Annotated in this window: 12 protein-coding genes; 7 read left to right on the top strand and 5 right to left on the bottom strand. The window is 71.0% G+C overall.

Annotated features, from left to right (window positions below; genetic code table 11):
• Positions 1–113 precede the first annotated feature (113 nt).
• Entirely contained in the window at positions 114–692 is a 579-nt protein-coding gene (locus J4573_RS15735; RefSeq protein WP_208256224.1) for a TetR/AcrR family transcriptional regulator, read from the bottom strand.
• A gap of 86 nt (positions 693–778) precedes the next feature.
• On the opposite strand from J4573_RS15735, the gene J4573_RS15740 reads away from it, so the two are divergent.
• The gene (locus tag J4573_RS15740; RefSeq protein ID WP_208256225.1) at positions 779–1,660 is read left to right on the top strand and encodes an SDR family oxidoreductase; all 882 of its coding nucleotides are present in this window, start codon (positions 779–781) and stop codon (positions 1,658–1,660) included.
• 58 nt (positions 1,661–1,718) lie between these two features.
• Positions 1,719–2,303 (top strand): ASCH domain-containing protein, encoded by a 585-nt coding sequence (locus J4573_RS15745; RefSeq protein WP_208256226.1) that lies wholly within the window; start codon positions 1,719–1,721, stop codon positions 2,301–2,303.
• Between the two features lie 55 nt (positions 2,304–2,358).
• Here J4573_RS15745 and J4573_RS15750 read toward each other — a convergent pair whose 3' ends face one another.
• The 3 genes from J4573_RS15750 to J4573_RS15760 all read right to left on the bottom strand — a co-directional run bounded on the left by J4573_RS15750 (position 2,359) and on the right by J4573_RS15760 (position 5,660).
• Positions 2,359–2,697 carry a hypothetical protein gene (locus J4573_RS15750; protein WP_208256227.1) on the bottom strand — a complete coding sequence of 113 codons (339 nt, stop codon included), beginning with the start codon at positions 2,695–2,697 and terminating at the stop codon, positions 2,359–2,361.
• Between the two features lie 16 nt (positions 2,698–2,713).
• Positions 2,714–4,795 carry a WD40 repeat domain-containing serine/threonine protein kinase gene (locus J4573_RS15755; protein ID WP_208256228.1) on the bottom strand — a complete coding sequence of 694 codons (2,082 nt, stop codon included), beginning with the start codon at positions 4,793–4,795 and terminating at the stop codon, positions 2,714–2,716.
• A gap of 64 nt (positions 4,796–4,859) precedes the next feature.
• Positions 4,860–5,660 (bottom strand): alpha/beta fold hydrolase, encoded by an 801-nt coding sequence (locus J4573_RS15760; RefSeq protein ID WP_208256229.1) that lies wholly within the window; start codon positions 5,658–5,660, stop codon positions 4,860–4,862.
• Positions 5,661–5,729: 69 nt separating this feature from the next.
• Between J4573_RS15760 and J4573_RS15765 the strand changes: the two genes are divergently transcribed.
• From J4573_RS15765 to J4573_RS15785, 5 genes are all read left to right on the top strand, one after another.
• Complete coding sequence (locus J4573_RS15765; protein WP_208256230.1) at positions 5,730–6,263, top strand: PadR family transcriptional regulator; 534 nt, start codon at positions 5,730–5,732, stop codon at positions 6,261–6,263.
• Positions 6,264–6,423: 160 nt separating this feature from the next.
• Positions 6,424–7,230, top strand: coding sequence for an ABC transporter ATP-binding protein (locus J4573_RS15770; protein ID WP_208256231.1), 807 nt, complete (start codon positions 6,424–6,426; stop codon positions 7,228–7,230).
• A complete protein-coding gene (locus J4573_RS15775) occupies positions 7,230–9,776 on the top strand; it encodes an ABC transporter permease (protein ID WP_208256232.1) in 2,547 nt (848 codons plus the stop codon). The genes J4573_RS15770 and J4573_RS15775 overlap by 1 nt, the downstream gene beginning before the upstream one ends.
• Positions 9,777–9,897: 121 nt before the next feature.
• Positions 9,898–11,466 carry a DUF5722 domain-containing protein gene (locus J4573_RS15780; protein ID WP_208256233.1) on the top strand — a complete coding sequence of 523 codons (1,569 nt, stop codon included), beginning with the start codon at positions 9,898–9,900 and terminating at the stop codon, positions 11,464–11,466.
• A 175-nt stretch (positions 11,467–11,641) separates the two neighbouring features.
• On the top strand, positions 11,642–12,844 hold the full coding sequence (locus tag J4573_RS15785; protein ID WP_208256234.1) for an epoxide hydrolase family protein: 1,203 nt from the start codon (positions 11,642–11,644) through the stop codon (positions 12,842–12,844).
• A gap of 46 nt (positions 12,845–12,890) precedes the next feature.
• Here the strand turns inward: J4573_RS15785 and J4573_RS15790 are convergent, their stop codons facing one another.
• Positions 12,891–13,202, bottom strand: coding sequence for a hypothetical protein (locus tag J4573_RS15790; RefSeq protein ID WP_208256235.1), 312 nt, complete (start codon positions 13,200–13,202; stop codon positions 12,891–12,893).
• Positions 13,203–13,227 lie beyond the last annotated feature (25 nt).

Genomic DNA, 13,227 nt, shown 5'->3' on the forward strand with positions numbered 1-13,227 from the left:
TCAGTCAGTGACTACCCATCAGTAACTTCAGGGTGGCGTGCCGGTGGCATCCGAGCGACCCACGGGTGGTCAGAGCGCCGCATGGAAGCGGATCGCCGACGCCTGACGCCCGGTCAGCCCAGTGAGGCGCTCGCCGTGCGCAGCTCGTTCAGCGCGACGCGGATGTGACCGGCGAGCTCGTCATCGGCGTCGCGGTCGCCCTCGGACCATTCGGCATAGCCCCGCTTGAACGCCAGGACGCCCATCTCGCTCGCGAGGGCCGCGGCCGGATCGGGTACGCCGCGGGCGACCAGCGCGGCTGTCATGGCCGCCGCGAGACTCACGATCTTCAGGGCGTCGCGTTCCTGAAGCTCGGCGCTGGCGGCGACGGCGGCCCGCAGGCGCGGGGCGAGCTCGCGCGTCGCGGGCCCCATCGCGGTCGAGGCGCGTTCGAGACCGGCGGCGACCGCGTCGAGCGGCGTGGCGTCGCCGGGCGCCTCGGCGATCCCCTCGACCAGCAGCCGGCTCAGCGTCTCCTGCCCGGCCACCAGCAGCTCGCGCTTGTCCGGGAAGTGCCGGAAGAACGTGCTCTTGGTGACCCCGGCACGCTCGGCGATCTGCGCGACGGTCGTGGCGTCGTACCCCTGCTCGGTGAACAGGTCGACGGCCGCCATGACAAGGCGTTCACGCGCTCCAGGTTCCCATCGGCCCACGCCGACCATCATAGGTGATGGGACTCTTGTCCCATCACCTGGTAGAGTGACGGGACAAGAGTCCCATCACTATTCGGGAGGATCCCATGCGCGTCTTCGTCACCGGTGGCACCGGTCTGATCGGGTCCGCCGTCGTCGCCGAGCTGCTCGGCAACGGCCACTCCGTGCTCGCGCTCGCCCGTTCCGACGCCTCCGCCCAGGCCGTCGAGGCGGCCGGCGCGGAGCCGCTCCGGGGAGCCCTCGCCGACCTGGACGTCCTGCGTTCCGGCGCCGCCCAGGCCGACGGCGTGATCCACCTGGCGTTCGCCAACGACTTCAGCAGCCCCGAGGCCCTCGCGAACGCCGTCGCCGAGGAGAGCGCCGCGCTCGCGACGCTCGGCGAGGCGCTCACCGGCAGCGACCGCCCGTTCGTCACCGTCTCGGGCACGCCCCGCGCGGAGGGCCGCCCCTCCACCGAGGCCGACCCGCTGCCCACCGACGGACCGGTCGGCGGCCGCGGCATCGCGGTCACCAAGGTCCTGGACCTGGCCTCGCGCGGAGTCCGGAGCTCGGCCGTACGCCTGCCGCGCACCGTTCACAACGAGGGCACGGGCGGTTTCGCCGGCCTGCTGACCAACATCGCGCGCCAGTCCGGAGTGTCCGGCTACCCGGGCGACGGCGCACAGCGCTGGCCCGCCGTGCACGCGCTCGACGCGGCGATCCTCCTCCGGCTCGCCCTGGAGCAGGCGCCCGCCGGAACCGCCTGGCACGCCGTCGCCGACGAGGGAGACCCGGTACGCGACATCGCCGCGGTCATCGGCCGCCGCCTCAACGTGCCGGTCGAGTCGGTCCCGCCGGAGACCTACGGCCCCCTCGGCCCGATCTTCTCGGCCGACCAGCCCTCGTCCAGCACCCACACCCGCCGGGCGCTCGGCTGGGAGCCCAAGCACCCGAGCCTCCTGGAGGACCTGGAGAACATCCAGGCCTGACCGTCCCGGTGACCTTCCCTGGATACTTGCCAGGAGGAAGCGGCACGGGGAGGGAACGATGCTGTTCAGGCGTGAGGTCCTCGAGGGGATCGCGGGCGGGCGGATCGACCGGGTGTTCCGGGTCTGGGCCGTACCGCGGGTCAAGGCGGGCAGCACCCAGCGCACCTGGGCGGGGATCGTCGTCATCGACTCGGTCACGCCCGTCACGCCCGAGGAGATCACCGAGGACGACGCCCGCCACGCGGGCTTCACCAGCCGCGCGGCCCTGCTCACCGCCCTGTCCAAGAGCACCAAGGAGGGCGGCTACCACCGCGTCATGCTCCACCTGGGCGGCCCGAGCCCCGAGGCCGAACTGCGCGAGAACGCCGACCTGAGCGACCAGGAGCTGGCCGAGGTCAAGGCCGCCCTGGACGCCATCGACACCCGCAGCCACCGCGGCCCCTGGACCCGCGACGTCCTGCACCTCATCCAGGAGAATCCCGGTCTGCGCGCCATGGACCTGGCCGAACACCTGGGCCGCGACAAGCTCCCGTTCAAGGCCGACGTCCGCCGCCTCAAGGCCCTGGGCCTCACCGAAAGCCTGGAAACCGGCTACCGCCTCTCCCCCAGAGGCAAAGCAGTCATGACCTACCTGCACCTCTGACCAACGACCACGGTCTAGTTGTTGACGGCGTTGAGGTCGCGCGGCCAGCAGGAAATCAGCGGGGCGGGCCGCAGCAGAAGCCGTTGTCGCACGGGTCGCCGACCTCACTGCCGTAGACCGTGAACTGTTCGATGGGCGCAAGGACCTCGGCCGCTTCGCGCGGAGAGAGCGGTTCACCGCCGGGACTCAGCGGGTGGTCCCAGTGCTCCGGCAGCTCGGTGGTGTCGAACCGCTTGGTGTTGCCATGGATGAACAGCGTCCAGAGCGGATGGTCGGGAAAGTCGTTCAGCCGCATGACCCACCAGATGCCGTCGATGTTGGCGGCCGCCGGGAACACGGGATGACCGGTCGCGTGCCATTGCGGATCGGCCTGGGCTTCGCGTGCCTTCTCCATGCTGCCGCCCATGGTGTCAGGGCACGTTCCAGAGCCGGACGGTCTCGTCGGTGGAGGCGCTGGCGAGCAGCTTGCCGTCCGGGCTGAACGCGACGCCGCTGACGAGCGACTGGCCGTCATGGCCGGAGAACACGACGGGCGGGGTCGCGTTCGCCACATTCCACAGCCTGACGTCGCCATGCCCGCCGACGGTGGCCAGCTTCGTGCCGTCGGGGCTGAAAGTCAGCGCGGCGACGGTGGCGGTGTAGAGGCGGAGCTTGGAGCTGACGGCGGTTCCGAGCGTCCGGGTCTTCTTTCCGGTGGCGAGGTCCCAGAGCTCGGCCGTTCCATTGTCGTTGGTCCTGGCCAGCAGCTTGCCGTCGGGGCTGATGGCCAGTTCGTCGGCGAGGACCGTGGTCTCGGGGCTGGGCAGGACGCGCAGGCTCCGGCCGGACGCGACGTCCCAGACGCGGGTCGTGTTGTCCAGGGCGCTCCGGCCGGCCAGGGTCTTGCCGTCCGGGCTGAACACCACCGCGCCGATGTCCTTCTTGTGGCCCTTCAGCGTACGGATCTTGCGGCCCGTGGCGGCGTCCCAGATCGTGACGTCGTTCCCTTCGGCCCTGGCGACCTTCGTGCCGTCCCTGCTCACCGCGGGATGAACGGTCTCGTGGGCGGGCACGGCGACCCTGGAGCCGCGCGTGGTCAGGTCCCAGCGCCGCACGGGACCCTCGAAGTCGAGGCTGAGCAGGCTCCCGCCGTCCTGCCCGAACGCCAGCCTGGGCGGAATGGTGGCCTTGTGCTTGAGGATCGCGGTGTTCCTGCCGTCTGCCACGTTCCACAACCCGATCGCGCCACCGTCGGCGTTGGTGGCCAGGGTCGTGCCGTCCGGGCTGAACGCCACCGTTCGCGCCGAGGTGCCGGTGTGGATCACGCGCACCGCCTCCCGGACCGGTGGCGAGGTCGTTGCCGAGGCCGACGATCCGGAACGTGGGCCGGGGCTGTGATCGGTCCCGGCCGACCGATGGTCCTTGCCGGACGATCGAACGATGAAGACCGACAGGACGATGACGGCGACGGCGACCGCCGCGGCGAACCCGATCAGGCGCGGGCTCATCGATTGCTGCAGGTGTCCGGCCTGCGCGAGGTCTGCGTTCGGCTGCGGAGGGGGCGGACCGGGAGGCGGCAGCTGAACGAGGGGACGCTGCTGGGCCGGCCGCCCGTCCTCCGCGCGCGTCGCGCCGGGCGATTCCGAAGACGCGGTCGAGGCCGCGGCTGATGACGCGGCCGATGACGGGGTCGAGGCGGCGGTCAGGGCGGCGAGGAGTTCCTGTGTGCGGCCGGCGGACAGGCGTGCCGCCGGGTCCTTGCGGAGCAGGCCGCTGATGACCTCGGCGAGCGGCCCGGCGTGGACGCTCGGCGCGGGGTTCTCGGTGGCGATGGCGACGAAGACCGAGCCGGGGTTCGTACCGCTGAACGGCGGGGCGCCCTCGACGGCGGCGAACAGCGTCGCGCCGAGCGCCCACAGGTCCGACTCCGGGGTGGCGGGACGGCCGCGCACCTGCTCGGGCGCCATGAATGCTGGGGTGCCCAGGATCGCGCCGGAGCTGGTGAGGGTGACGTCGCCCTCGAGAGCGGCGATGCCGAAGTCGGTCAGCACCACCCGCTCGCCTTCCAGCAGCACGTTCGCGGGCTTGATGTCGCGGTGCACGATGCCGTGCTCGTGCGCCAGCCGCAGCGCCGCGAGCATCTGAACGCCGATCTCGGCGACCCGGCGCACCGGCAGCCGTTCCTCGGCGGACAGCAGATCCTGGAGCGAACCGCCGTCGATGTACTCCATGACGATCCACGGGCGGCCGTCCTCGCCCTTGATCCGGTCGTACACCGTGACGATGCCCGGATGCTTCAGGCGGGCGGCGGCGCGGGCCTCGCGTTCCATCCGGGCGTAGAAGAGGCGGCGTTCCTCCTCGCCGACCTCCTCGGGCAGCCGCAGCTCTTTGATCGCGACCGTACGGTCCAGGTCGGTGTCCTCGGCGCGCCAGACCGTGCCCATCCCGCCGCGCCCGATCCGGGCGACGATCCGGTAGCGGTCCGCCGGCATTCGCCCGAGATCATCACCCACAGCCGGAAATGGTAGCCACAACCAGACATGATCGTCTGCCACCCCAAGGGCTCCGCTGCCCTCGCTAAACGGAAACGGCGATCCGCGAGAGGAAGCCGCTGACGGCGTCGCCGAACTCGCGATCATGCGTGAGGTAGAGGTCGTGACCGGCGCCGTCGATGGTCACCAGCTCGGTGCCGGGACGCCGTTCGGCCATCTCCTTCGCGTGGTCCAACGGGACGACGGGGCTGGCGCCGCCACGCACTAGAAGAGCGGGCTGATCGCTTCCGGTCCAGTCCTCCCACCAGTCGCCGATCACGCCCTTCTTCAGCGCGTGGATGGTGTCGGGACGCCAGTGGAAGCCCCAGCCGCGCTCGTCTTCGAAGGCGTTCTCCTGGAAGTGGTCGAGTGACCCGAAGCCCGCGATGTGCTCGCCGATGGCCGCGCGGAGGGCGCGCAGCGTCGGGAACCGTTCGGGGAAGTCGTCGAGCCAGCGGTTGGTGTAGTCGCCGGCCTCGGCGGGGAAGTCGACGGCGACGAAGGCCCGCACCAGGTCGGGGCGGCGGGTGGCGAGCTGGAAGGCGTTGATGGCGCCCAGGGAGTGTCCGACGAGGATCGCGGGGCCGATCCCGAGCACCTCGATGGCGTCGGCGGTGTCGGCGAGGTACGCTTCGCGTCCGTAGTCGCCGGGTTCGTCGGACAGGCCATGACCGCGCTGGTCCAGGCCGATGACGCGCCAGTCCGGGCCGAGGTGGCCGGCGAGGGTCATCCACGCGCGTCCGCGCCCGAACGCGCCGTGCAGGGCGAGGATCGGCTCGCCGGAGCCGCCGCTGTCGACGTAGGCGAGGCGGACGTGATCACGGGTCGAGAGGTAGTTCGTCTCCATGCGGTGCACTCTAATCGAGACACTCGATTAGAGGCAACACTTTTCGAGTTGGGTCGATACGATGGCCCCATGCTGACCCTGAGCATCCTCGGCTTCCTGTACGAGCAGCCGACGCACGCCTACGAGCTCAAGCGGAAGATCTCCGGGCTGTCCGGCCACATCCGCCCGGTCAGCGACGGCGCGCTCTACCCGGCGATCACCAGGCTGGAGAAGGCGGGCCACCTCACCCGCCACCAGGAGCCGGGCAGCGGAGCGACACCCCGGCAGGTCCTCTCCCTCACACCCGCCGGCGAGAAAGAGCTCATGCGCCGCCTCGCCGAGCCCGCCGAAGTGGAGATCACCGACCGCAACTCGTTCCTGACCCTGCTCGCCTTCCTCGGCTTCCTGCCGGACCCGGCCGATCAGGTACGCGTGCTGCGCCGGCGGCTGGAGTTCTACGAGGAGCCCGCCAGCTACTTCTACGACGGAGACCGGCCGATCCGCGCGGTGGAGATGACAGACCGCTTCCGCAAGGCGATGCTCACGCTCGCCGCGACGACCAAGAAGGCCGACATGGAGTGGCTGCGCACCACCATCAAGGACCTCTCCGACACCGCGGACTGAGTCAGGGTTCCTCATCACGACGGGGCCCGACCGCGCCTCCGTTCCGGTCGTTTCCCTCCGCCGCCCCCGGCGACCGGATCGGGCTCCCTCTCAGGGGTGAGCCGCCGGTTCCCCATGCAGGACGATGCGTCGTCGATCATGTGCCGTTCAGGATCTGGGCATGCATTCGGCACAGGGACGGGCCGCGGACGAGCTGCTGCGTCTGCAGGACGTTCACAAGGTGTACGGGCGGTCGCGCAACGCCGTGGCGGCGCTGGCCGGGGTCTCGGTCGGCTTCCGGCGCCACACGTTCACCGCCGTGATGGGCCCGTCCGGCTCGGGCAAGAGCACGTTCCTGCACTGCGCCGCCCTCCTGGACCGGCCGACCTCCGGCAGCGTGTTCCTGGAGGGCCAGGACCTGACGGCGATGAACGAGCGCGCGCTGACCAAGCTGCGCAGGAACCGGATCGGGTTCGTCTTCCAGAACTTCAATCTGCTGCCCGCGCTGAACGTGGTGGACAACGTGACGCTGCCGCTGCGGCTGGCGGGCAGGCGGCCCGACCGCAGGCTGGTGAACGAGGTCATCGAGCGCACCGGTCTCGCGTCCCGCCGCAAGCACCGTCCGGGCGAGCTGTCGGGCGGTCAGCAGCAGCGCGTGGCGATCGCCCGCGCCCTGGTCACCCGGCCCGTGCTGCTGTTCGGGGACGAGCCGACCGGCGCCCTGGACACCCAGACCGCACTGGAGATCCTGGGGCTGCTGCGCGAGGCCGTGGACGGCGGCGAGCAGACCGCGGTGATCGTGACGCACGATCCGGTGGCCGCCTCGCACGCCGACCGCGTGGTGTTCCTGGTGGACGGCCAGGTGAGCGCCGAACTCGAGCGGCCCTCCGCCGAGCAGGTGGCCACGCAGATGACCCGGCTCGGCGCGTGGGCCCGCACGCAGCGGCCCGCGGGGGTTACACCCACGGATGCGGAACGAGTGGGCTGATGCTGCGTCTCGCGCTCAAGACCCTGCGGTTCCGCAAGGGCGGTTTCCTGGCGTCGCTGGTCGCGCTGTTCGTCGGCGCCGTCGTCGTTCAGGCGTGCGGCGGCCTGCTGGAGACCGGCATCCGCTCCGACGTCCGGGCGGAACGGCTGGCCGCGGCGCCCGTCGTGGTGACCGGCAGCCAGAGCTATCCCGGGCAGGCCGTCGGCGACGCGACCGACCCGATGACCGAACGGGTGCTGCTGGACGAGCGCCTCGTGGACGTCGTGGCCAAGGTGCCGGGTGTCGCGGCCGCCGTGCCGGACGTCTCCGTTCCGATCACCGCGCTGGCCGGCCTGCCGGTCTCGGCGTCCGGGCACGGCTGGTCCAGCGCGCCGCTGTCGCCGTACACGCTGGTCGCGGGCGCCGAGCCGGCCGCGTCCGGCGACGTCGTGGTGGACGGCGCGACCGCGCGGAAGCTGGGCGTACGTCCGGGCGCGAAGCTCAAGGCCTTGGTACGCGGCGTACCGCACGCCTTCCGGGTCAGCGGGATCGCCGAGAGCCGGACCGCCACCGGGGCGGCGCTGCTGTTCTCCGACGGCGAGGCCGCCCGGCTGTACGACCGGCCCGGCAAGATCGACGCCATCGGCGTGCTCGCCGCCCCGGGCACCGACCCGGCGGCGCTCGCCAAGGCGATCAGCGCCGCCGTCGCGGGCCATGGCGCCCAGGTGCTCCGGGGCGACGACCGCGGGGTCGCCGAGTTCCCGGACGCGATCAGCGGCAAGCAGAACCTCATCCCGCTCGCGGGCGCGTTCGGAGGCCTGGCCACCCTGGTCGCGATCTTCGTGGTGGGCAGCACCGTGGGCATGCTGGTGCAGCAGCGCCGCCGGGAGATGGCGCTGATGCGCGCGACCGGGGTCACGCCCGGGCAGTTGCGCCGCCTGGTGATGACCGAGACGTTCGTGATCGCGCTGCTCGCCGCCGGGCTGTCACTCGTGCCCGGGCTCGCGTTCGGTCACGTCCTGTACGACGTCCTGGTCGATCAGAACCTGATCCCGGACGAGATGCTCTTCAGGCAGGGGTTCATCCCGCGGCTCGCCGGCTTCGGCGTGACGCTGGTCGCCGCGCTGACCGCCGCGTTCATCGCCTCCTACCGGGTGTCGAAGGTCCGGCCGACCGAGGCCATGGCGGACGCGACGCTGCAGACCCGCTGGGTCAGCCCGATCCGCATGGGCCTGGCGTTCCTCTTCCTGGCCGGTGCGACCGCGCTCGCGATCGTGACGGCGGTGGTGATGACCGGGCCGATCGCGGCGAGCACGGCCGGGCCCGCCGCGATGCTGTGGGCGGTCGGGATCGCCCTGGTGTCCCCCGGCCTGTGCCGCTGGCTGGCGGCCGCCCTGCGCCGGCCGGTCGGCCTGCTCACCGGCCTGTCGGGACAACTGGCGATGATGAACGCCTCGGTGCGCAGGGTCCGGCTGGCCTCGGCGGTCATCCCGATCATGCTGGCGACCGGCCTGGCCACCGCGCTGATCTACCTGCAGACCACTCAGGACGACGCCTCCGACCGCATGTTCAACGACGGTCTCAAGGCCGACGCCGTGGTCGGCTCCCAGAGCGGAGCACTGCCGCCGTCGCTCGTGGACACGTTCTCCCGCCTGCCGCAGGTCGCCGGGGCGTCCGCCTCGGTGTCCAGCGAGGCGCGCCTGGAGACCGTTCTCGGCTCCGGCGGCACCGCGACCGGCCGGGTCAGGCCGAGCCGGATCGACCTGCAAGGAGTCACCGCGTCCGGCGCACGCCAGACGATCGGACACCCGGCGGTGCAGGGCGACTACGGCCGCCTGACCGGCGACAGCATCGTGCTGCCCACGAACGTGCTGCGCGACAGGGGCACGCACGTCGGTGACCGCGTGCGGCTGCGCTGGGGCAACGGAGAGGCGAGCACGATGACGGTCGTCGCGTCGTTCACCCCGCCACGCGGATTCGGCTACGCGATGGTGCCCGCGACCGCGTTGCTACCCCGCACCACGTCCGGCCTGCTGCCGCAGATCCTGGTGAAGGCCAAGCCAGGCGTGTCGCCCGCGGACCTGACCACGGCCGTACGGAACGCGACCGCAGGCATCCCCGGCGTCGTCGTCGCCGACCGCGCCCGGGCACGGGCACAGGCGCACGGCGACCAGACCGGCCGGGTGGCGAGCTTCCTGCTGGCCGCCGTGGTGGTCGGCTACGCGGTGATCGCGCTCATCAACTCGCTGCTCGTGGCGACCGCCGAACGTCGCGGCGAGTTCGCACTGCAGCGGCTGATCGGCACGACCCGCGGCCAGGTGATGTGGATGATGTCGGTCGAGGCGCTGGTGACGGCGCTGGTCGGCATCCTGCTCGGCACCGCGGTCGCCGCCGGTGCGCTGGTCCCGTTCGGGCTGGCGCTGGACGGTTCGGTACTGCCCGGCGGACCGGTCTGGATCTACCCGACGATCGCCGGAACCGCGCTGGCCTTGACGTTCGCGACGATCCTGTTCCCGACGTCGCTCGCCCTACGCGCAAGCCCCGTAGAGGCCACCGTCGCCCCCTGACCACCGTCGCCCCCTAGCCGTCCTCCTTCAGATCACGCGGCGGCCGGTTGATCGACTCCGCGGGCGACACGTGCGAAGGTCACACAAAGGAAGGTCCACTCGGCTACGTAAGGACGCTGCCGTGACCGCTCCCCGCCTGTTGGCCGCCGCGTTCGTCGCCGTGCTCTCGCTCCTGGTAACGCTGACACCGGTGGCCTGGGCCGACGCCCCGTTGCCCTATCCCGAACGCACCGACTACCGGATCAAGTCGCTCCAGCCGGACTTCTGGCCCGACCATGCCGAGATCGCGGGCAACAACACCGGCGGCGTGGCCATGAACCTGGTCTGGTCGCAGTGGGAGCCGACCCGCAAGCAGGCGCCGTGCGCGGCGAACGAGGAGACCTACGACGGTCACTGCTTCCAGGTCCCGGCGCAGCTCGACGCGGACATCGCGGACTGGACGTCGCGTGGCCTGGTGGTGACCGGCGTCGCGTACGGCGTGCCTTCCTGGGCCCGCAGCGGCAAGGCGTGCTCACCGGCGGCGGCCGGCTTCGAGATCTTCTGTACGCCGAACGATGCCGCGGGTTACGGCCGGTTCGCCGGCATGCTCGCGCGCCGCTACGACGGGCGGCACGGTCACGGCAGGGTCGCCGACTTCGTGGTGTTCAACGAGGTCAACAGCAACACCTGGTTCGACATCGGCTGCGGGCAGGGCACACCCTGCGACGTCACCGCCTGGCTGAACGAGATCTCCGCCAACTACAACGCCGCCTACGACCGGATCACCGCCGAGCAGTCCACCGCCAAGGTGCTGATCTCGCTGGACCACCAGTTCGGCTCGGCCCTCCAGCGGCCCGCCGCCTCCGATGCCACCCTCGCGGGCGAAACGGTGCTCGCGTCCCTGGCCGCCAAGGCGGGCGAACGATCCTGGCGCGTGGCGTTCCATCCGTACCCGAAGGACTTGCGGGACCCGACGTCCAGCCCGGACGACTATCCCTACGTCACGTACGGCAATCTCGGTGTGCTGTCCGGATGGCTGCACGCCCGCTACCCGAGCCGTCCGCACGCCTGGGACATCCAGCTGACCGAGAGCGGCCTCAGCTCAGCGGCCCCGTCGACCCCGCAACGCCAGGCGTCCGCCGTCTGCGACTCGTTCCGGAACGTCCTGGGCACCCCCGGCATCAGCAACTACGTCTACCACCGCATGAGCGACAACCCTGACGAGGTGGCCGGGGGCCTCGCTCTGGGGCTGCGCGCCCCCTCGGAAGCCGCCAAGCCTGCCTGGGCGACCTGGGCTTTGGCCAACCGCAACGACCTGTCCCCCGCCCAGCTTTCCTGCGGTTTCGAGTCCCTCCCGTACACCCGCCTGGTCCGGGGCAACAACCCCAGACGCGGGCACTGGGCCTCCTCCCGGCTGCTGCCCCCGGGCTTCACCGCCGAGGCCACCTGGCGCCTGTTCCGCCGCGAAGTGCCCGGCACCGTTCCGTTGTACGAGTGCAAGGTCGGCGGCCACAACCTGCTCACCCGGGACCCCAACTGCGAGGGGCAGTTCCCGCTGGGCCCGGTAGGCAGCATCTACACCCAGCCCGTGTCGGGCGCCCGCCCCCTCTACCGCTGCCTGGTCCCCGGCAACGGCGATCACTTCATCTCCAGCGACTCCCACTGCGAAGGCCAGCGCCTCGAGCAGACCCTCGGCTGGACCCCCGCCTGACTTCTCGACTTCCGCTCATCCCCTCGGGCATGGAGTCACCTATAACCCAGAATGTATTGATTAAGGCCACCTTCGGCCGAGTGTTGGATTCCCGGCTTGTCGCTCGTCGGCTGTCGGCGTGGACTGAGCGAGCGGGGGCTTCCAGCGTCGGTCCGACAGAGAGGGAGGCCCTGACATGACCACGCCCGAGCAGCAGGCCGGCATCGTCATCCGACCGTTCACCGTGCAGATCCCCGAAGAGGCGCTCGACGATCTGCGCCGCCGCCTGGCGACGACGCGCTGGCCGAACCGGGAGCTCGCCGGCGACCGCACGCAGGGCGTCCAGCTCGCCACGATGGAGGCGCTGTGGCAGTACTGGGCGAAGGAATATGAGGAGCGGCGGGTCGAGTCCCGGCTGAACGCACTGCCGCAGTACGTCACCGAGATCGACGGCGTGGACATCCACTTCGTGCACGTCAGGTCCGAGCACGAGGACGCGCTGCCGCTGATCATGACCCACGGCTGGCCCGGCTCGGTCATCGAGATGATCGACTCCGTCGGCCCGCTCACCGACCCCACCAAGCACGGCGGCACCGCCGCGGACGCGTTCCACCTCGTACTGCCGTCGCTCCCCGGCTACGGCTTCTCAGGACTGCCGACCGAGCTCGGCTGGGACCTCGCCCGCACCGCCCGCGCCTGGGCAGAACTCATGCGCCGCCTCGGCTACGACCGCTACGTCGCGCAAGGCGGCGACGTCGGCGCAGGCGTCACCGACACCATGGGACGACAAGGCCCCGAAGGCCTGGCCGGCATCCACACCAACCTGCTCGTCCCCGCACTCAACGACCCGTCCTCCCTACCGGCCACCGGAGAAGCCGAACGCGCCGCCCTCGCCGCACTCAAGACGTTCCAGACCAGCGGGAACGGCTACTTCATCGAGATGGCCACCCGGCCGCAGACCATCGGCTACGCCCTCCTGGACTCCCCGTCCGCCCTCGCCGCCTGGATGATCGACCACGACACCGACTCGTACTACAAGATCGCCAGCGCGTTCGTCGACGGCAGGCCCTCGGGCAACCTCACCCGCGACCACATCCTCGACAACATCACCGCCTACTGGCTGACCGGCACAGGGACCTCAGCCGCCCGCTCCTACTGGGAGGCCTACGGCCCAGACGCACCCGCCGCAGGCAGCAGCCCCCTCCCACCCCCGCGCATCCCAGTCGGCTTCAGCACGTTCCCCGGCGAAATCTGGCGCACCCCCCGCAGCTGGGCCGAGGCCATCTACCCCACCCTCACCCACTTCGGCGAAGCCGCCCGAGGCGGCCACTTCGCCGCCTGGGAGGAACCAGAACTCTTCGCCGCCGAACTCCGAGCCGCCTTCCGCCAACTGCGCTAACACCCCCGAGAACGGCCCTCCGCGCACGACGGGCCACTCTCGCAGGTCAGGCGTGGGTGGTGGTGCTGTAGGAGTGCCACTTGGTCTCACTGCCCTTGACCATCCAGGCGTGCACGCGCACGAGGGCGCCCTCGGCGATGTTCACCGGCTTGCACTTCGTGGCGCCGCTCAGTTGATCGTTGGCCTTGCACGAGGTGATGGCGGCCCACTCGTCCTTGTCCTTGATGTACCTCTGGACCGACGCGGCGACGCCCCACCCACCCTCGGGCGTGTTGTCCTGCACCCACAACTCGTCGCCCTTCGGAAAGAAGGACCCCACGCCGTACCCGACGCCGTCGTGAAAGATCCAGGCGTTCACATCGTCGACCCGGGGCGTTGGCGTT

The sequence above is a fragment of the Actinomadura barringtoniae genome, from assembly GCF_017573505.1.
GTDB classification, from domain to species: Bacteria; Actinomycetota; Actinomycetes; order Streptosporangiales; family Streptosporangiaceae; genus Spirillospora; species Spirillospora barringtoniae.